General features: G+C 40.3%; 23 protein-coding genes and 1 pseudogene. 4 read left to right on the top strand and 20 right to left on the bottom strand.

Translation table 11 applies throughout. The features are described 5' to 3' along the window. Window positions 1-57 precede the first annotated feature (57 nt). The 15 genes from vrrA to WAM07_RS12595 all read right to left on the bottom strand — a co-directional run bounded on the left by vrrA (window position 58) and on the right by WAM07_RS12595 (window position 13,094). Window positions 58-576: a VrrA/YqfQ family protein gene (vrrA, locus tag WAM07_RS12525; RefSeq protein WP_422167315.1), complete on the bottom strand. Its 519-nt coding sequence runs from the start codon at window positions 574-576 to the stop codon at window positions 58-60. A gap of 63 nt (window positions 577-639) precedes the next feature. After that, window positions 640-1,326 carry a uracil-DNA glycosylase gene (locus WAM07_RS12530; protein ID WP_422167317.1) on the bottom strand — a complete coding sequence of 229 codons (687 nt, stop codon included), beginning with the start codon at window positions 1,324-1,326 and terminating at the stop codon, window positions 640-642. A 130-nt stretch (window positions 1,327-1,456) separates the two neighbouring features. Then, window positions 1,457-1,705, bottom strand: a complete 249-nt coding sequence (locus tag WAM07_RS12535; protein ID WP_422167319.1) for a DUF2584 domain-containing protein — start codon at window positions 1,703-1,705, stop codon at window positions 1,457-1,459. Between the two features lie 25 nt (window positions 1,706-1,730). Beyond that, window positions 1,731-4,847, bottom strand: coding sequence for an AAA family ATPase (locus tag WAM07_RS12540; protein ID WP_422167320.1), 3,117 nt, complete (start codon window positions 4,845-4,847; stop codon window positions 1,731-1,733). Between the two features lie 3 nt (window positions 4,848-4,850). Further along, window positions 4,851-6,005 (bottom strand): exonuclease SbcCD subunit D, encoded by a 1,155-nt coding sequence (locus WAM07_RS12545; RefSeq protein ID WP_422167322.1) that lies wholly within the window; start codon window positions 6,003-6,005, stop codon window positions 4,851-4,853. Between the two features lie 36 nt (window positions 6,006-6,041). Next, a complete protein-coding gene (locus tag WAM07_RS12550) occupies window positions 6,042-6,263 on the bottom strand; it encodes a YozE family protein (RefSeq protein WP_014643452.1) in 222 nt (73 codons plus the stop codon). A gap of 114 nt (window positions 6,264-6,377) precedes the next feature. After that, window positions 6,378-7,136 carry a twin-arginine translocase subunit TatC gene (gene tatC, locus WAM07_RS12555; protein WP_422167325.1) on the bottom strand — a complete coding sequence of 253 codons (759 nt, stop codon included), beginning with the start codon at window positions 7,134-7,136 and terminating at the stop codon, window positions 6,378-6,380. Window positions 7,137-7,216: 80 nt separating this feature from the next. Continuing rightward, complete coding sequence (tatA, locus tag WAM07_RS12560) at window positions 7,217-7,411, bottom strand: twin-arginine translocase TatA/TatE family subunit (protein WP_014643454.1); 195 nt, start codon at window positions 7,409-7,411, stop codon at window positions 7,217-7,219. Window positions 7,412-7,461: 50 nt separating this feature from the next. Beyond that, window positions 7,462-7,647, bottom strand: a complete 186-nt coding sequence (locus WAM07_RS12565; RefSeq protein ID WP_422167327.1) for a twin-arginine translocase TatA/TatE family subunit — start codon at window positions 7,645-7,647, stop codon at window positions 7,462-7,464. 128 nt (window positions 7,648-7,775) lie between these two features. Further along, the gene (gene mobA, locus WAM07_RS12570) at window positions 7,776-8,372 is read right to left on the bottom strand and encodes a molybdenum cofactor guanylyltransferase (RefSeq protein WP_422167329.1); all 597 of its coding nucleotides are present in this window, start codon (window positions 8,370-8,372) and stop codon (window positions 7,776-7,778) included. Then, entirely contained in the window at window positions 8,369-8,863 is a 495-nt protein-coding gene (locus tag WAM07_RS12575) for a dihydrofolate reductase (protein WP_422167330.1), read from the bottom strand. Before WAM07_RS12575 ends, mobA begins: the two co-directional genes overlap by 4 nt. 20 nt (window positions 8,864-8,883) lie before the next feature. Further along, entirely contained in the window at window positions 8,884-9,843 is a 960-nt protein-coding gene (locus WAM07_RS12580) for a thymidylate synthase (protein WP_422167332.1), read from the bottom strand. Window positions 9,844-9,869: 26 nt separating this feature from the next. Then, window positions 9,870-10,469, bottom strand: coding sequence for an HD domain-containing protein (locus WAM07_RS12585; RefSeq protein ID WP_422167334.1), 600 nt, complete (start codon window positions 10,467-10,469; stop codon window positions 9,870-9,872). Between the two features lie 8 nt (window positions 10,470-10,477). Continuing rightward, entirely contained in the window at window positions 10,478-11,332 is an 855-nt protein-coding gene (locus WAM07_RS12590; protein ID WP_422167336.1) for a DUF72 domain-containing protein, read from the bottom strand. A 91-nt stretch (window positions 11,333-11,423) separates the two neighbouring features. After that, window positions 11,424-13,094 (bottom strand): formate--tetrahydrofolate ligase, encoded by a 1,671-nt coding sequence (locus tag WAM07_RS12595; RefSeq protein ID WP_422167338.1) that lies wholly within the window; start codon window positions 13,092-13,094, stop codon window positions 11,424-11,426. A 422-nt stretch (window positions 13,095-13,516) separates the two neighbouring features. Between WAM07_RS12595 and WAM07_RS12600 the strand changes: the two genes are divergently transcribed. The 3 genes from WAM07_RS12600 to WAM07_RS12610 all read left to right on the top strand — a co-directional run bounded on the left by WAM07_RS12600 (window position 13,517) and on the right by WAM07_RS12610 (window position 14,958). After that, window positions 13,517-13,717, top strand: coding sequence for a cold-shock protein (locus tag WAM07_RS12600; protein ID WP_014643463.1), 201 nt, complete (start codon window positions 13,517-13,519; stop codon window positions 13,715-13,717). 144 nt (window positions 13,718-13,861) lie between these two features. Continuing rightward, window positions 13,862-14,542, top strand: a complete 681-nt coding sequence (locus WAM07_RS12605; protein ID WP_422167340.1) for a queuosine precursor transporter — start codon at window positions 13,862-13,864, stop codon at window positions 14,540-14,542. 14 nt (window positions 14,543-14,556) lie between these two features. Beyond that, window positions 14,557-14,958: a ribonuclease HI family protein gene (locus tag WAM07_RS12610; RefSeq protein ID WP_422167342.1), complete on the top strand. Its 402-nt coding sequence runs from the start codon at window positions 14,557-14,559 to the stop codon at window positions 14,956-14,958. A gap of 269 nt (window positions 14,959-15,227) precedes the next feature. On the opposite strand, the gene WAM07_RS12615 is transcribed toward WAM07_RS12610, so the two are convergent. The 4 genes from WAM07_RS12615 to WAM07_RS12630 all read right to left on the bottom strand — a co-directional run bounded on the left by WAM07_RS12615 (window position 15,228) and on the right by WAM07_RS12630 (window position 18,485). Beyond that, entirely contained in the window at window positions 15,228-15,518 is a 291-nt protein-coding gene (locus WAM07_RS12615; RefSeq protein ID WP_422167344.1) for a DUF6123 family protein, read from the bottom strand. A 477-nt stretch (window positions 15,519-15,995) separates the two neighbouring features. Further along, window positions 15,996-16,505, bottom strand: a complete 510-nt coding sequence (locus WAM07_RS12620; protein ID WP_422167346.1) for an isoprenylcysteine carboxyl methyltransferase family protein — start codon at window positions 16,503-16,505, stop codon at window positions 15,996-15,998. Beyond that, window positions 16,505-17,590: a type III polyketide synthase gene (locus WAM07_RS12625; RefSeq protein WP_422167347.1), complete on the bottom strand. Its 1,086-nt coding sequence runs from the start codon at window positions 17,588-17,590 to the stop codon at window positions 16,505-16,507. Before WAM07_RS12625 ends, WAM07_RS12620 begins: the two co-directional genes overlap by 1 nt. 127 nt (window positions 17,591-17,717) lie before the next feature. After that, window positions 17,718-18,485: an SDR family NAD(P)-dependent oxidoreductase gene (locus tag WAM07_RS12630; RefSeq protein ID WP_422167349.1), complete on the bottom strand. Its 768-nt coding sequence runs from the start codon at window positions 18,483-18,485 to the stop codon at window positions 17,718-17,720. 127 nt (window positions 18,486-18,612) lie between these two features. Between WAM07_RS12630 and WAM07_RS12635 the strand changes: the two genes are divergently transcribed. After that, window positions 18,613-19,173 (top strand): hypothetical protein, encoded by a 561-nt coding sequence (locus WAM07_RS12635; protein ID WP_422167351.1) that lies wholly within the window; start codon window positions 18,613-18,615, stop codon window positions 19,171-19,173. Between the two features lie 55 nt (window positions 19,174-19,228). On the opposite strand, the pseudogene WAM07_RS12640 reads toward WAM07_RS12635, so the two are convergent. Continuing rightward, window positions 19,229-19,870, bottom strand: a pseudogene (locus WAM07_RS12640) (carboxypeptidase M32); the annotation flags it as partial.

The following is a 19,870-nucleotide window of genomic DNA, read 5'->3' on the forward strand; positions in this document are numbered from 1 at the left end:
GTAAGCATGTCCTTATTCTTGCTAATATAAGAAAAAAAATCAAGCCACACGCACAGCCTAGATGTAAAGCTTGGGCTGTGATGTGCCTTGACGCCTTCTTTTAGAAGAAGAACCGGTGCTTTTGGATTGACTGGACGATTCAGACTTCGCGCTTGTTATGGATTCAGACCCGAGACTTTCTTCAGCCTCTTCTCCGTCTTCTTCATCCGGTTCATTCATAATTTTCATCATATTAATCATGGCAGGAATATTCTTTACCATCGGTCCATATTGCTGAACCATAGGCGCGGCACTTTGCATGGCTTTTAATGCTGTCTGCATATGCCCTAACCATCCTGCTCCGCCTGCTTTAGCTGCATTGCCAGCCGCTCCTAAAGCTTGTGTCCCTAAACCAGCGCCCCCGAATCCTGGTGCACCGAATCCTGCTGCACCAAAACCAGGAAAGCCTCCAGCACTTCTAACTCCTTGATTTAATAAGGGTGCCATTGATCTCATCATACCCTGTGGTGCCATGTAGGGCTGGGGTCCGGGAAACATACCCATAGGAGGGAAAGGCGGTTGACCTGTCGGAAACATTCATAACCCCTCCGTAACTTAAGATACTGTAGCATATGCCCGTTTCCGTAACTTGGTATGGGCTTACGAATCTTCGGGGTTTGCAGGAAGTGCCCAGTTAATGGGCTCCTCGCCAATCTCCTCCAAGTACTGGTTCGCTTGCGAAAACGGGCGGCTGCCAAAGAAACCTCGATGGGCAGCTAACGGGCTGGGGTGTGGGGCTGTCAATACTTTATGTTTAGAGCGATCGATGGATTTCCCTTTCTTTTGAGCATGTTTACCCCAAAGTATGAAAACAATAGGTTTCTCCCGCTGATTTAACATACGGATCACTTCGTCCGTGAACTTTTCCCAGCCCATCCCCTGATGAGAATATGCCTGGTGTGCTCTTACCGTTAATACATTGTTAAGTAAGAGTACGCCTTCTTTAGCCCAGGAGACTAAATGGCCATGAGAGGGTGGTTCAATTCCAAGATCTTCTCTTAATTCTTTATAAATATTTTTCAGGGAAGGAGGAATGGTTACTCCTGGCTTAACAGAAAAACTGAACCCATGAGCCTGTTCAGGTCCATGGTAAGGATCCTGCCCTAAAATGACGACTTTTACGTTTTCATAAGATGTGTATTGCATAGCCGAAAAAATTTCATACATATCAGGATACACATCATACCTTCCATATTCTTTTTTTAATTTTTCCCGAAGATCTAAATAGTAGGGTTTATGAAATTCTTCTTCCAGAAGATTTCCCCAATCATTATCCAGGACTTTCATGGAAATAACCTCTCTTTCTATCAGAATATAATGGTGCAAAGGGAGAAAAATGAAATTATTTCCTTTATCATCGATCTACTATTTCCCGGGTAAGCGCATAATGTGACATCTGCCCCTGCATATTTGATCACTAATTGACGGAATGTAGTGAAACGAGACGGTATTTACAATAAGTAAAATGATTTTTAAAGGTTAATTCCTCGATTATTCCCGCCCCTAGCTGTTCAGATTTTAACGTGCGTTTAATTTCAAGCTTTTCATTTAAAGGAAATATTCGATACCCCTCAAACACGATCTCAAACAAATTATCCTCATCGTTTAATCTTTGTTCTTTCCCATTCGTAATCAAAACCCATTCCATAGATAAAGGTGTGGCCATCTCCTCTTCCCCTCTCTTCAATCTCCTATTGAAAGACAAATTCGACCGAGGAGCCAGCAGGTCCTGTTTGGATTTGCAATTTAGCCGGAATTTCTTCCTTCAACTGCGGCACATGAGAAATAATACCTAACATTCGATTGCCATCCTGTAGACCTCTTAAACAATCAATGGCCTGCTCCAGCGATACCTCATCTAAAGTACCGAACCCTTCATCAATAAATAACGTGTCAAGCTGTACTCCTCCCGCGTGGGACTGGACAACGTCGGCCATGCCAAGAGCCAGACTAAGTGAAGCTTTAAACCCTTCCCCTCCGGATAAGGTCCGCACGGAACGTTTTTGGCCCGTATGATGATCAATAACTTCGAGATCCAAACCGCTTTGAGCTCCCCGCTTAGCTAGAGCATCGCTGCGTACGAGCTGATAACGATGGTCTGTCATCTGATCAAGTCTTATATTAGCCTGAACGATTATTTCATCAAGAAAAGCAGCTAAAACATATCGTTCAAGTGACAAACGAAGATGATTATCCCCTCTGGATAGCTGAGCAAGTTCTGCAATGTCATAGTAGGCTTGAGCTAAATCCCCCTGTTCTGATAACAAAGTTTCCATAGTGGTATAAACCTGTTTATTTTGCGACAAAGCCATTTCCAGTTCATTCACTGTCTGCTGCTGTTTAGTCAGCTTTTGTTTTTCTTCTTCCCATTCAGTTTGAAGAGCATCTAAATCCGGTTTTTGCTGATCAGCCAGCTTTTCATTCAAACTATGAAGACGTTCCTGAATAATTGCTTTCTGCTGCTTATACTGATCAATCTTTTCTTGCTTTTCTTCAATAGATTCCTTAGATAGAAGAGAGTTTTGATAACTTTCGACACTGGAAAACTGAAATTGAACGAGCGTTTGATTAAACTTCTCTTTTCGAATTTCTTCTGCTTCTTGTGCCTGCTTCACATATTTATTCCCTTCCTCTTCAGCCACTTTAGCCTGCTGCAGCTGATCGCGCAGCTTAGAATAGCGTTTTTGAACATTTTCCCACTTCTTCAGCTCTTCTTTATAGGAAGCTTCTGCTTGTTCTGTGAGTTGTTTTAATTTTTGTGGATTGGTAGTTTCAAAAGAGTAGTTTTCCTGGAAAGACTCTTTTTGCGTCTGTAATCGAGTTTGTTCTTGATAGCTCGTATGCCACTCCTGCTGAGCCTTTTCAATTTTCCTATTCAGCTCTTCCTCACGCTTTTCTATATTTTCAAGCTTTTTCACAGACTGCTCCATCTCTTCAGCTTGTCTGGCCAGCTCTTCCGATAACTTCCTTTTGGTATTTAAGCTTTGCTCACTTTGCTTTACCGCGCTTTGAATCGAGGGTTCATCCATAACACCTACCACTTTTTTATACTCCTCAAAAAGAGTATCCGTCAGTTGCCGCTGCGTTTCTCCTTTGGACTTGACTTGGACCGCTTCGTCCTGCATCTGCTGAAAAGATTTTTGTTTTTCATCTGCCTCTTGCTTTAACTGTTCAAGGCGGCTCTGACTGACAACTTGGGCAGGCTGAACAGCCGGCGCAGGATGATGGGAGTTTCCACAAACCGGACAGGGGGCCCCATTTTCCAATTGTAGAGACAGCGTATACGCATGGTGCTCACGAATCTCTTCGAGCGCTGCTTCATAATAGCTTTTAGCATTTCTCTGCTCTTTTTCCATCTGCCTGAAATCTTTCATAAACTGCTGATAGGATGCTCTCATCTCTTTTAATACATCCCACTCTTTTGCTAAACGTTTTAAATCCTTCAACTGCTTCGTCAAATGTACAACTTCATTCTTAACTTCATACATTTGACTGGTAACTTTACGCTCATCTTTACTTATTTCTTTTAATTGATGCCTTTCTGACTTTAGGTGCTTTAGCTCTTGCTCTAAAGAAGTGACTTGCTCCTTGCTTCTGGTAAGTTTTTGAGTCATTTCAGATAACTGGCTTTCGATTTTAAGGAAATGAGTTAATTTCTTTCTTTCTTCCTCTTTTTGCTCCCATTCTTTCTTTAAATTCTGTCGTTTTTCTTCCTTTTCTTCAAGTTCTTTATGCTCCTTTTCTATGTTAGAAAATTCAGCTTCAGTACGTATTCTATGCTGGGCCTTTGCTTCCTGGTCTATTTCAGCTTTCTTTCTTTCCTCTTCTCGATCTTTCCATTGTTGTTCAAACCCTTTTACTTCATCTGCCTGCCTGGCCCATTTGAGCTCTTCTTGAATAGAACTCATAGAACTTTCCTGTGATTGCAGCACCTTTTTCTCTTCTAAGAGTTTTTGCTGTTCAGTAAATTGTTCATGCAGCTGTCTGGCTTCATGGAACTGGGTCTGTAACTTATCCGCAGATGAAGACAAAAGCTCTAATTGATTTTGTTCCTGTTTAATCAGATTATTCTGATGCTCCATTCGCTTGCTTAATAAGTCAATGATTTTTCGCGGTTCTTCCTGCTCCAAAGTAACTTCCGCTTCCGTTCCCCAATGGATTTTGCCAACTTCCTGTTCAATTTTCCATTGAAATTGCTCAATTTCTTTTTCTAGTGTTTTGGACTGGTCTTTTAAGTAATCGGTTAATTCAGAATAGAATTGTGTTTTAAATATTTTTTGCAGTATATCTTCCCGCTCTTTACTATTCTCTGAAATCAACTTTCTAAATTCACCTTGAGGGATCATGATCATTTTTCGAAATTGATCATAGTCAAGCCCCATCACTTCTTCAATGTAATCATTTACTTCTTTTACTTTAGTAGCCATCAATTTTTCATTGTCCAAATGTGTAATATAAAGTTCTGCTCTAGCCGGTTCTTCTTTCCAGCCCTCGCCGCGTTCTTTTCTCCTCATTTGCTTAGGCATGCGGACAATACGATACAACTTACCTCTTAGTTCAAAAAGAAATTCAACATAGGTAGACTCTCCTTCTTGCGCAAAATGACTGCGCATAGAGTCTTGATCACGATCACTTCCGCTTGCACGCCCATATAAGGCGAAACACATCGCATCAAATATCGTCGTTTTCCCAGCCCCTGTAGGGCCTGTAATTAAGAAGATGGCTTCTTCTCCAAGGGAGGAGAAATCTATTCTTTGTTTATCACGATAGGGACCGAAAGCCTGGATGGTTAATGTAATGGCTCTCAAAGGTTACTGCCCCCTTTCTTCTTCTTTTAAGGCATCAATTGCCTGACTGATTAAGTTCTTTCTATGTTCAGAAATCGTGTCCCCTTTAATATCTTCATAAAATGAGCGGAACAGTTCTTCATGAGAAAGTCGCTGACGCTCTTTAACCTTATTTAATTCATCGATCTGCGTATTCACGGATGATCTTCGTCTCTCCAAGTGTAGAATATTCGGATATACTTTTCTAAGTTTCCCCATGGGATCAATGAGCTGACCATCATCCAATAGTTTAATATGAAGATAATTATGAGGACTCGCCGCTGCTTCACCAGAGAGTAAATCTTCAAAATACCCTTCCACTATTTCAAAATCGCGAAGGGGATAAAGAGGCTTCTTTTCAAAAGTAAGGTCGTTTTCCTCCTGCAAATCTATAATGGTCACTGATTTTTGGTGACGCACCTCTGAAAATGAGTATTTAAGAATGGAGCCGCTGTATCGAATATGATCATAGGCCACTCTTTGAGGCTGATGAAGATGACCTAAAGCTACATAGGAAAAATCTTTAAAGAGATGTGCGTCTATGTAGGGACTTCCGCCAATCATGGATAACCGTTCCTCGGATTCACTCTCCATTCCGCCTGCTAAGAAAGCATGACCGACCCATACGTGCCTTTCCGCCATGTTATACCTTTGTTGGATATCCTCTATTAATCTGGAGGCAGCCTCCTGGTGGCTCTTAATCTCTTCATCTTCAAATACAGCAGCTACTTCTGCAGGTTCTACATATGGAATAAGATGAAAATGGACAGGTCCATGCGAATCATAAAGAGTGATCGGCTCACGAGATCTTCTTAACTTTGTATCCAGAAACAATCCTTGCCTCCGAAACATTTGAGATCCAAACTCCAGTCGGTCGGGACTGTCATGATTGCCCGAGATCGCGAGCACAGGGATTTGAAAGTCATTGATTAATTTGGTAAGCACTTGATTCAGTAAATCAACGGCTTGCTTAGGGGGAATCGAACGATCATAAAGATCACCGGCAATAATAATCACATCCGGTTGTTCTTCCTCCACAATCTCTATAAATCTATCCAAAATAAACGCTTGATCGTCAGTCATATGGACGTAGTTTACGATTTTACCTAAATGCCAGTCCGCCGTATGCAATATTTTCATGTAAGCTGTACTCCTTCCTCGCAATCATTTCTCCTTTTAATTGTCTTCCTCAATCAAATAGGTGTCATATAAGCGATCAAACACCGATAGAGCACTAGGAAAAGGGATATTCCACTCTAAGTACCGGCTGATCTCATCGTACGTCTTGGCTTGCTTAGGAAAGCTGTGATCCTGAAACATCCAATCTGCCAGCTTTTTCTCGTCATTCTCTGTTCGGTTTCCTCGGTAGCGCATCATATAGTGATAAAAGGATCTCATTAATTTTTCCTCCTGAATTTTTGTACCTTAGTTTTATCATGGACACACCATAACTGCAAAATGATACCTATAAAAAAGAATCCTCGTTAAGTTTTTCAGAGGATTCTTACTTTGCTATTCTTCTTCTTTTTCCATATATTCCTGATGGTTTTTTAATTTATTTCGATAAACGATACGAGATAATATAATACTGACTTCATACAACACAATTAGTGGCACAGCCACGACCAGCTGAAGAATAAAGTCAGGCGGCGAAATAATGGTACCAATAATCACTAGAACAAAATAGGCGTATTTCCTGATTTTCACTAACAATACCGGGTTCACAATTCCAAGACTCGTTAGAAACATGGTCAGAATAGGAATTTCAAAGAGAACTGCAAATGGAATCGTTACACGGAATAAAAACCGGAAATATCTTTCCACCGTGAAGATTTCATTGAACATCCCATCGTTTAACGATAAAAGGAACGGTAATATGAACTGAATAAAAACCAGATAACCAAAAGCTAAACCACCTATGAACAATAGGAAAATAGCCGGAATATAAGACAGAGACACCCGCGTTTCCTTAGGGGTCAGCGCCGGTTTAACGAACAACCAGATTTGTAAAGTTAAAATAGGCAGCGTTCCTACAATTGCAATAAGACTAGCAATCGTAAAAACAATCCATATGATTTCTCCAGGGCTTGTCATATGAAGTTCAAAAGGAAGGTCATTCACGAAAAATCCCTGGATTGGCCTGACATAATACAGTCCAGCCGCAAAGAACGCTATAAAAAATACAAGCGTCCAAATAATCCGCTTTCTTAATTCGGTTAAGTGATCCGTTACATTCATTTCTATATCTTGACTAATTTTATTAGCTGCCAAATCGTCCACCTCCAGGCTTTAAGACGCAGCCTGACAAAAAGAAGATGTAAGGATCAGGCCCTTACACCTTCTTTATTCATTTATTCGTCTTTATTTTTGTTTTCGGATTTATTACTGCTGTCTCCATCGGACATAATGTCCCCAGTCGCTTTTTTAAACTCTTTCAGAGAACTGCCAAAAGCTTTGCCGATTTCCGGCAGCTTTGAAGGTCCAAACACAACCAGTGCAATAATTAATATCAGGATGAGTCCTGGTACACCAATGCTCGATAACATGGTTCATCCCTCCAATTCTTATGTTCTTTCGTAGTGTAATAACTTAAGTATCAGTTGTTTTTTTGGTCGGACGGCTTATCTTTTCCATCATCTGTCAAGTCACGAGCGGAATTCTTAAACTCCTTTAGCGTTTCTCCCGCTGCTTTGCCAATCTCCGGAAGTTTCTTAGGTCCAAAAATAACAAGTGCAATGGTTAAAATTAATATCAAGCCTGGGATTCCAATACTTGAAAGCATATCTTTCACCGCCTTTTAAGAGTAAACCTGGATGATCCATCGTTATATAGAAAGAAAAACTACACATCAAATCGTCATTTAACGGTTCTTTTCCTATCATATCATGATCTTGTCCAAATGTCTTGGTTTCATAAAATTTTGCAAATCTCCTGAGCTTTCCGGTAATCTTCCGGGGTATTCATATTTAAAAAATGACGATTTACAACTTCACTCGGAAGAGGCTGAAAATCATTTACATAAACCGAATGGACCTGCTCAAGCAAAAGACTTACCTTGCGCTCTCCATTATGAAGTAATGTTTCAATAATGGGAAGACAGGACTTACGGTAAATACCAGATAGCGGCTGAAGACGACCCTCATATTCCGGAACCACAGCATCAATCGTTTGGTCTGCGAAAGAGTATAAGTAGTTATAGACGCTCTCATGAATGAACGGAGTATCGCATGCTGATAAGAAAAACCATTCTTCCCCTCTAGCATTCATTACTGTGTGAAGACCGCCAAGCGGCCCGGCGTCCTGATAAATATCCCGGATGGAGGGAATGGGTAAATCTGTTTCATCATTCTGATTCATCACTACAGTTGGTACAGTCTTTTGCAGTTCATTTATTATACGGACCACTATGGGCTGCCCACCCAGCTCCAGCCAGGCTTTATCTTTACCCATCCTCGTGGAACCTCCTCCGGCAAGGATTACGCCGCAACCATTTAACTCGTCGCTCATGTTTTCTTCCGATCATAGGTTCTGAAATAATAATCGTAGGGGTTTTTCTCATCTTTTTTCCCTTTGTATTCATCAAGAAGTTTCCAATCCTCAATATTGAAGGGCGGGAAATACGTATCGCCTTCGAACTCTGCATCAATATAGGTTAAATACATCCGGTCAGCGTAAGGATACATCTTTTCAAAAAGAACACTCCCTCCGATAACAAACCACTCTTTCTCAGGATTTTCCTCTTCAAGCTTTATTATTTCCTCAATCGAATGAATAACTTCACACCCATTATGCGAATAATTCTCGTTACTCGTTATAACGATATGCTTCCGCTCTGGAAGAGGTTTACCAAATGATTCAAATGTTTTTCTTCCCATGATAATCGTCTTTCCCCAGGTCTTGTCCTTAAAAAATTTAAAGTCGTTAGGAATATGCCACGGAAGATCATTATCCTTTCCGATCAAGCGATTTTTATCCATTGCAAAAATAAATGATATCATTACCTTCACCTCGTTTGATTTTATACAGCTATGGGAGCTTTGATTCCAGGATACGGGTCATACCCTTCTATAGAAATGTCCTCCATCTCGAAATCAAATACACGATCTTTTTCAGGATTTAATGAGATTTTTGGTAGTGCTTTAGGTGTTCGGTTTAACTGCTTGTGCACTTGTTCTATATGGTTGCTGTAAATATGGGCATCTCCCAGTGTAAGAACAAACTCTCCAGGTTCCAGGTCACATTCACGGGCGATTAAATGGGTGAGCAGCGCATAACTAGCAATATTAAATGGAACGCCTAGGAATATATCCGCACTTCTTTGATATAACTGACAAGAAAGTTTCCCATCAGCTACATAAAATTGAAATAGTGCATGACAGGGCGGCAAAGCCATATTCGATGGTACATCCTCCGGATTCCAGGCTGTTACTATATGCCGCCTGGAATCCGGATTTCTCTTAATCCCTTCAATAACGTTTTTTAACTGGTCGATCGTCTGGCCCTGAGAAGTTTTCCATGCACGCCACTGCTTTCCATAAACGTTACCCAAGTCACCGAATCGATCAGCAAAAGAGTCATCTGTGAGAATCTTTTCTTTAAAATGTTCCATTTGCTCATTATATTGACCTTTAAATGCTTCATCTTTCAAGCTTCTTCTTCCAAAATCGGTCATATCAGGTCCATGGTAATCGTCGCTTTCCACCCAAGCCTGAAAAGCCCACTCATTCCATATGTTGTTATTATGCTGAAGAAGGTAACGAATGTTCGTATCACCTTTAATAAACCACAGCAATTCACTTGCCACTAACCGGAAGGGGATTTTTTTAGTTGTTAAAAGCGGAAAACCGTCCTCAAGGTTAAACCTGAGCTGGTGTCCAAATACGGAAAAGGTTCCTGTTCCTGTTCGATCTCCTTTTTCATGTCCTTCATCCAGGACGTGCCGGCATAAATCTAAATACGCTTGTTCATTATTAACCACTATGCTTCCTCCTCTAGGTGAATATTCTAGTCTAGCTGCTTTTCTCTACTAAATTCTAGTAAGTATTTTTCCATAAAACGATGCCTGCGATCAGCTTCCAGTCGTCCACTTTCTGTATTCATCATCCCAGAAAGCTTTAATAATTTATCGTGAAAATGCTGGATAGAAGAGGAAGTATCCCCTTCCTCATTATCGATACTCTGCCCCTTCGCCCCTCCATAGGTGAATGCACGAGCAATACCGATAGCACCGATGGCATCTAAACGATCTGCGTCCTGGACAACAGCGCCTAAATAGGATGAGGGCTTTTTTCCCTTTCGAAAGGAAACGGTCTCTATAGCTTTATTAATCTCATTTTTTTGGATAAGAGTGAAATTCAATTCGAGTAGTAATCGATTCCTCTCTTCTAAAGCCTTATCAGGATTTGTAAATAATTTCTCATCTCCTATATCATGAAGCCAGCCTGCTGCTTCTGCAAGCACTGGGTCGACTTCCTCTTCAACAGCGAGCTTACGGGACCAAAGCGCCACACGCTTCATATGGTCAAAACCGTGCCCTGTCGTATCATGCTCGAACTGTTTTTTTACATACGTTTCAATTCTTTTGAGTCGATGGTCTTTCTCCATAAATCCTCCTAAAATTGAAACAGGTCCATTTGTCTAGGATTCAAATCGTCGTAAGTGACCCCTAAAATGTCCTGCATTTGTTTAGCGTTATCCGCAGCATCACCGCCGGAATTGTTATTGAAAAGTAATGTAATCTCCGGGGTTTGTTTTTTTAGTTCATGGATTCTTTCAGCCCATTCCCTCAGTTCTTCCTCATTATATCTATAAAGGAAACGAACTTTTCTCCAATCCTCTCTGCCGTTCTTATTCCATCCGTGAATATTACGTCCGTGAAAGCGGACAAGTGATTTAGTCGGGTGGGTGGGCTCTAAAACGCGGGGCACAGAACCTTCTCCAGCTTGAGGCTCATCACAAATGGTATGAATCCACTGTTGATCTTTCATAAATGATAAGGTCTGGTCTTTATATTGGGGCTGGAACCAACTTTGGTTTCTAAATTCAAGAGCAAGAGGATAATCGGACAGCCACTCTCTAATAAAGCGCAATTTTTGTATATTTTGCTTTTTCACATCAAACCACGGTGGAAATTGGAATAAAAGAGCATTGATTTTACCTTTTTCCCAGGCAGGCTGTATGGATTCTTCGTACTGCTTCATCAATTCTTTTGCTTCTTGTTTCGTACGTTCCTGTCTATCGTGTCCTGTCAGATGACTAAAAGCTTTTATAACAAATCTAAATGATTCTGGGGTTTGTTTGATCCACTTTTCGTAATGGGACTGCGGCTGTATTGCGTAAAATGCGGTATCTACTTCTACCACAGGAAAGTGAGAAGCATATTCAGATAATTTTTCGTTTCCTTTTGTTTGATGTGAGTATAGGGAAGCATGATCTCCCCAGCCGGTCACACCGATTTGAATAGCCAATCCTCTTCCTCCTTGTCCTCTTATGTAATTAAAATCATTGTAGCAAAAAAAACATCCCCCTGACTAGAAAAAGCAAGGGGCTGACACTCTATTAAAATAAACCTTTAATCGTTCCATCCTCGGTAACATCCATTTGAAGAGCCGCCGGCTTTTTAGGCAGACCTGGCATCGTCATTACTTCACCGGTCAGAGCAACAATGAAACCAGCTCCTACAGAAAGTCTGAATTCACGCACTGTAATATGGAAGTTTCTCGGTCGGCCAAGCTGAGAAGGATCGTCCGATAGAGAATACTGGGTTTTTGCCATACAGATGGGCAATTGTCCATACCCTAATTGTTTTATTTGATGTAATTGCTTTTTCGCTTGAGTGGAAAATTGAACTCCTACTGCTCCATACACTTTACCAGCAATCTTCTGGATCTTTTCCTCTATGCTGTCGGATAAATCATAGGTATAAGTAAGAGGTGAAGATTTACTTTCACAGACCTTTACCACTTTCTCAGCTAGATCAATACCTCCTTCCCCTCCTTTCGTAAACACATCAATCACCGATACAGGTGCCCCCTGTTCCTCACACCATTTCCGTAAGTAGTCAAGTTCTGCCTGAGTGTCAGAAGAGAACTGGTTAACGGCTACAATAAAGGGAAGATTGAATTGACGAATCGTTTCCAAATGTTTTTCAAGATTCTCCATCCCTTTTTCGAGGGCCCCCAGGTTCTCCTGCTTCAAATCTTTTTTATTCAAACCGCCATGCATTTTCAATGCTCTAATGGTAGCTACAATGACCACAGCATCAGGCTCAAAACCTCCTGCCCGAGTTTTGATGTCTAAGAACTTCTCTGCGCCTAAATCAGCCCCAAACCCAGATTCCGTCACCACATAGTCACCTAACTTCGCAGCAATTTTTGTAGCCATTACACTGTTACACCCGTGAGCAATATTTGCAAAAGGCCCCCCATGAATAATGGCAGGTGTGTTTTCCAATGTTTGGACAAGATTGGGCTTCATGGCGTCTTTCAGTAATAATGTTAAAGCACCCTGAAAACCCAGCTGATTAACAGTAACCGGCTCTTGTTGATATGTATAGCCAATAATAATCCTGGAAAGCCTCTTTTTTAAGTCTTGTAAATCGGCAGCCAGACAAAGCACGGCCATAATTTCAGAAGCCACAGTGATCGTAAACTCGTCTTCCCTGGGAACTCCTCTAACAGCACCACCTAAACCAACAACCACTTGGCGTAAAGAGCGATCATTTATATCTAAAGCCCGCTTCCATGTAATTCTTCTCGGATCAATGTTCAGCTGATTCCCTTGATGAATATGGTTATCTATAAAAGCGGATAACGCATTATTAGCAGTCGTGATCGCGTGGATATCCCCAGTAAAATGAAGGTTAATCTCTTCCATAGGAACAACCTGGGAATACCCGCCTCCGCAAGCACCGCCTTTGAGTCCCATCGTTGGTCCAAGTGAAGGCTCTCTTAATGCAATAACCGCTTTTTTATTCAACTGGTTTAAGGCCTGCCCCAGCCCTACCGTTACAGTAGATTTGCCTTCACCGGCAGGAGTAGGATTAATAGACGTGGTAAGAATAATCTTTCCATTTGGTCGATCAGCCAGTTTGTTTAGCAGCTGGTCGGATAATTTGGCTTTATAATGTCCAAAAGGTTCCCAATCCTCTTCTGCCAGCCCCATCAGTTCTGCAATTGAGGAAATAGGATTCATCTGCGCTTGAAGAGCAATTTCGATATCTGTCTTCATAGTTTCACTCCCTTTATAACCTATCTTACCTTTTTTTTACATCATTTCAAAAAGTTTAAACGATTCTTTCTAATAACTGACTGATTTTGAAACTTACAGCCTCTATTTTACCGGGCGAGAATAAAAAAAGAACTTCCAAAGCTCCCGCACATTCAAGCGTCGGGGAAGCTGTCTAAACAAACATCATTAATCTTTAACCACTACCCTGACAAAAAATCATATTCAGATTGTTGACGTCACTTTTTCGATACGTTATATTGTAGTTAAGCAAATAAGGTGATCGGAAACATAAATGCAAGGTAGTTCCCATAGAAGTACTCCGGAGTTTATTGTTCCGAGTTTCTATGGATTTTTTATGTTCTTATCATCATTTGTAATTTATCACGTATTACGTGTAAGAAGTTTTTAGGAGGATTCATATCATGCAAAACGGTACAGTAAAATGGTTTAACGCGGAAAAAGGTTACGGCTTCATCCAAGTAGAAGGTGGAAACGACGTATTCGTACACTTCTCTGCTATTCAGGAAGAAGGTTTCAAGTCTCTAGAAGAAGGCCAAACCGTTTCTTTCGAAATTGTTGAAGGCGACCGCGGTCCACAAGCAGCTAATGTTGAAAAACAATAAATGAAATCCAAAGCAGCCCCTTTAGGGGCTGCTTTTTTTATGTATCCCTTGAAAAAACTAGCCCTCCCTCGTATAATTAACGGCTGTTAGTCTAGCAGCGCGGTTCGCAAACTCCCGCGATATCAAAACTAAGGAGGTAATTAAATGAGTAATGAATGGTTATGGCTCTTATTCGCTATCATTAATTTCAGCTTATTACTAATGGTTTACCGCATCTTTGGTAAACCCGGACTTTTTGTATGGATAGGAATGTCCACGGTAGTTGCCAATATTCAGGTAGTCAAAACAGTTGAATTATTCGGATTAAATGCAACTCTCGGAAATATCATTTATGGAACAGCCTTTTTGGCCACAGATATATTAAATGAAAAGTACGGAAAGAAAGATGCCCGAAAAGCTGTTTGGATGGGATTTTCTACCCTGATAGCTTTGACCATCATGATGCAGTTGGCCATTCAGTTTACGCCTGGAGAAAATGATGTGGCTCAGCCTGCTCTTGAGAGTTTGTTCGGCATTGTGCCCCGCATTGCTCTTGGCAGCCTGATAGCTTATATTATTAGTCAGTATTTTGACGTATGGATGTACGCACGCTTGAAGAAATTATTCTCAAGTGATAAAACGCTATGGATAAGAAATAATGGAAGCACAATGGTCAGCCAGCTCTTAGACAGCGCCATCTTCTGCTCTATTGCTTTTTTAGGGCTCTACCCTTTCGAAGTTTGGCTGGAGATATTCTTGACAACTTATATTATTAAATTTATTGTAGCTGCTATCGATACCCCATTTTTATATGCAGCCAAAAAGTTTAAGCACGCTGAATATTGAAGGAGCTGTTTGAATTGATCGAAGTTTATACAGATGCTGCGGCAAGCGGTGATCCAGGCCCTAGTGCTGCTGGAGTAATTATCAAACAAGGAGCCACACTTATAGAGCACAGCTTCTATCTAAATGAAAGAAATAACCATGAAGCAGAATTTTTAGCTGTAATTAAGGCCCTTGAAGTATGCAGAGAAGATTTCCCTGAAGAAATCATATCTATTCGATCTGATGCAAAAATAGTCATTGATACCATTGAAAAAGGCTATACCAAAAATGAGAAATTCTCATTTTTCCTGAAGACTATTCAGGAATTGGAAAAAATCTTTCCTTACGTTTTCTATAAGTGGGTGCCAGAAAAGCAAAATAAAAACGCAGACCGAGTTGCCCGCGCCGCGCTTTTAAAATATACAAAGCCTAGCTGAAAACACACTTGTAGAGAAACAAAGCTTTCTCTACAAGTTTTTACTTTTCCCAACAGCCTTGGTGCCCAGGTGGATTATTGATAAGTGGTTGAATGATCTATGGTTACTTAAGTCAGATTTGTATCTGTTTTAACGCTTATCATGCAATAATGCGGGGGAAGAGCAAGAGGTTAAGTAAAAGTTCCTCAGAAACGGTCTGTACGTTTTACGCCCTGCTTTATAACAGGGACCTGCTTCCTTTCATTTCGTTGCAGAAAGTTCACAGATCCTTACTTTAAAGGAAGTTTAGAAGAAGAAACGCGTTCTTCTATAGACCGATAGGCCTGACGTTTCGAATTAATATGCGGCTTAGCAATGTGTTCCAATACACTTATGAAAAAACTTGGGTCAAAAGCTTGCTGGAATTTTAAAGTAATCTTTACCGCAATAATGGTTTTCCACTCGGAAGCATTGGCTGAATTCTTACCAAAGTAAATAAATCTCACATCTTCATCACTTAATTTAAACCCCCTCGTCCACAAATCCTCTAAAAAGTAGGCTAATGCATGGTTTTTTTTCATAAGTCACTCCTTACATTTTACTGCCTTTTAAATTGGTCCATTACGCTTAACGCTCAACTATGTATAAACGACTAGCGCTTCTTGAAAATAGGAACACGAAGGTAAGATTAAGCTACAATTTTAAAGTTCTTCTAATGAATTAGACAGTAATCAGCTTTCGACATTTTTCCTTCTTTTTCTCTATTATAGCAAAAATAAAAAGCCAGGTGTATTTACCTGGCTGAAATTGTTCGTTCATATGATTTTCGATTTTGTGAAGGAGTTGGTTTTACATTCCCTTTTACTATATCCATAACCGAGCGAGCAGGTACTGATCCAAATTTTTCCAATACCCAAACCATCAAGCAACTGTAAACAGCGACAATCAAAAAGATGATCACCATCATAATGTTCCCGCACCCTTCTAAATGATAATGATTTTCAATACTAATTAGATTATAGCAGACCTCTTCTGTAAAAAGCAACTGTCAATAAGTCTTATACCCTCTCTTCTAAAGCCTTTTCTTCTGCAGGAATGCGTACCATGAGTACAAGCAAATGTAAAAATGGGAATACAATCGCCGTTATATAGGCTTGGAACAGCAGAGGAATAAATAGTAATTCAAAAAACACGATAACGTAATTGGGATGAGGGATATACCTGTATGGACCTTTCTTTATAGGCTTTTCATCAGGTAAGGTTAGAATTCGTGTATTCCACCTTCTCCCTAAGCTAGAGATACACCATATCCTTAAGACCTGAAGAAGGATAAACATGCTAAGAGAAAGATAAAATACACGACTGTAATGGTACGAAGTGAAAGCAAACTCTGAAAAAAGTGAAACAAAGAATAAACTATGGAGCACAATAAATAAAATATAATGATTTTCTCCTGATTCAATGGCTCCTCTGTTCAACATCCATTTTCGATTTGACCTGGCAAGAGCTAACTCTGCTAACCTTTGAATAACCAAAAAAGAAAACAGAATCCATAAAAATCCTTCCATTACATCCACTCCAAACTTACGATTTCTGAACTAAAACCAGGTCCGAGGGATGTCATACAGGACCTTGTACCTTTTTCAGGTTCACTCGCCATCGCCTCATTTAATACAAAATGCACCGTAGGGGAGGACATATTTCCGTGATTCCTCAACACATTCTCTGAAAACTTTAACGTATGATCGGATAATTCAAATACTTCCTTGTAACCTTCCAGCACTTTTCTTCCACCGGGATGGGCAACGATAAACGGCAACTCATTGATTTCCCAAAGGTTTTCAGCTAAAACATCCTTCATATGAAGACTCCAAAATGATTTTACTAATCTTGGTATGCTTTTATTAAAAATAACTTCAAATCCTGTATCCACTACTCTCCATCCCATTACATCCGTGCTCGATGGCTTGAGTCTGGAACTTGAATTTAATACCTTAGCCGTGGTCAGGGCAGCCATTTCTCGAAGTTTTGAACATTCTCCACTCATGAGTACCGCTGATGCACCGTCTCCAAATAATGCAGTTCCTACAAAGTTACTTACTCGCTGATCGGTTAGTTGGAAGGTTAAACTGCATAGTTCCACACATACTACTAAAACATTTTTTTCAGGGTGACCTTGAAGCCATTCAAACGCTCGTGCCACTCCGCTTGTACCTCCCGCGCATCCCAATCCGAACATAGGAGTCCTTTTCACCGTTTCTTTGAAGTTTAAATCATTAATAAAGTAAGTATCCAGTGTAGGTGTGTTGATTCCAGTAGAAGATACGAAGATAATATGATCTATCATAGAAGGACTCACTTCTTGCTTTAAGAACTGAAGATTAGATAAGCACGACTTAATAGCACCCTTAGCATATTTCAAAGCCTTTTCGTGAAATAATTCATTTCTCTCCTTTAATCCGTGCGGATCTTCAAACCACTCCATACTTGCTGAGAACTGTCTTTTATCTATTTGAGCATGTTCGAAGATTGGCAGCAGCCGTTTTTTTTCATGAGATTTGAGAGGGAATAGGTTGTAAATAAGTGATTGTACTGTGTCTTGAGAATATTCATACTCAGCTTGTTGCAGTCCGGTTGAAAGTATATAGGCCATTCGACAACCTCCTTTTTTTTAATATGCTCCTAATCCGGCTTGATTATGAGCTTAAAGAAAGCTGTCTTCCAGTTTTCAACTTAAAATAAAAACGAGCAATCAACCAGGGTTGATTGCTCGTATATACTTAAAATCCATAAATCGTCATTCCGCCATCTACAAAAAGAGTCTGGCCTGTCATATAGTTACCTGCGTCTGAAGCAAGAAATACTGCGGCACCAGACAGTTCTTCAAGCTTTCCTATTCGGTTTAATGGTGTTCTTTCAAGAATGGATTGTACATAATCTTCATCCTGTAACAACTGCTCCGTTAATGAAGTCGGAAAGTACCACGGACCGATGGCGTTCACATTAATTTGATACTTACCCCACTCCAGAGCAAGGTTTTTTGTCATTTGAATAAGTGCACTCTTTGTCATAGCATATACGACTCCGGTTCTTAACGCGGTATGACCGCCTACGGAAGAAATGTTAATAATCTTTCCTTGTCTATGTTGTTTCATTACCCTTCCCGCATATTGAGATAAGAAAAACGCACTTTTCATGTTGGTTGAAACAATCTGGTCCCATTCTTCCTCACTTACGTGTTCAGCTTCTGAGCGTATGTTCATCCCTGCATTATTGACCCAAATATCTATAGCTCGATCACCACGGATTTCTTCCACTTCCTCTTTAATCGCATCATATTGCTGGATATCCTTACAAATCGTATAAGCTTGCTGTCCTAGAGATTCAACTGTATCTTTCATTTTGTTTAGCTGCTTTTCATTACGGGCAATTAAGATTACATCGGCTCCTGATTCGGCATAGGCAAGAGCAATTGCTTTCCCAATACCTTTGGTGCCACCCGTGACGACGGCAAGTTTATTATCTAATCGAAAATCTGGTAAATACATACTAAGACCTCCCGAAGTAAAAAATAAATAAAATTTTCAGTATATTATAACATTTTTGCAATTTCTTTACATTCATTCCCGCCTCCCCTAGAATAAACGTGTTACATAACTTAAAGGGGGATTATTTATGAAGAAATGGTTACTTATGCTGGGCATTGCAGGTACGCTGGTTATCGCCGGATGTAATAATGACTCTTCTGATGAATCAGGCAGTGATTCTGAAAATCAGACGGAAGAACAATCTTCAGGTGAAGAAGAAAGCAAAAACGATGACCAGGCAATGAAGAAAGAAATCATGAGCGTCCAGATGAATATGCAGGACACTTTCCAGCCTTATCAATCTAAAATTGCCGCTTATGAAGAAGCCATGGTTGCTGAAGAGCCGGACCCAGAAGCCATCAAATCTGCAGGGGAAGAAGCTCAGACAGCCGCAGCAGAGGCTGCCGATGCAGCGTCAAATTATTCAATAGAAGCCGACCTGCCTGAAGATGTAATCACTACATATGAAGAAGCACTTCCTTCTCTTCAATCTTACTATGAAGAGGTTGCAAGTGCACTAGAATCTAACGTAGAAGAGGCAGATTTATCGCAAGCTGATGAAAAATTCTCGGAATTTACGGAACAAATAGCCCCTGTTTATGAGGATGCTGGATTATTAAAACCTGAATTAAAAAAAGAATTTTCTTAATTAAGAAAACCCAGCTGTCAGTACTGACAGCTGGGTTTTCTATCTCTAAACTATATTAAAATTGATAAATGTGTTTATACTTATTGGTCAGATAGTCTACCAAATAATCAGGGTTTAACCCTTCCCCAGTCACTTCTTCCAGGAGTTCAAGCGGTTTTTTCATCTTGCCATACTGATGTATATGAGACGTCAACCACTCTTTTATTTGATTAAAATCTCCCTGTTCAATTACTCGGTTAATATCAATTTCTTTGCTCATTTGTTTTTCGATTTGGGCTGCATACATATATCCCAACGCATAAGACGGAAAGTAACCAAAATCTCCCCCGGCCCAGTGAATGTCCTGTAGCACGCCTTCGGAGTCCATTTCAGGCTTAACACCCAAATACTCTTCCATTTTTTCATTCCATAACTTCGGCAGATCCTTTACTTCTATTTCTTCGCCTATTAAAGCTTTTTCGAGTTCGTAACGAACCATTATATGAAGACAGTAGGTTAATTCATCAGCTTCAATTCGAATAAGTGACGGCTTTACCTCATTAATGGCCCGGTAAAATTGATCCAGCGGCAGGGCCTCGAATTTTTCCGGTGCGTGTCTTTTAAACAATTCGTAATGATTCTGCCAAAAGGATTCCCTTCTAGAAATAAAGTTCTCCCAGAACAGAGACTGAGACTCATGAATACCCATAGATGTTCC

Origin of the sequence: Halobacillus sp. (assembly GCF_049282395.1) — a bacterium.
Taxonomy (GTDB): Bacteria; Bacillota; Bacilli; order Bacillales; family Halobacillaceae; genus Halobacillus.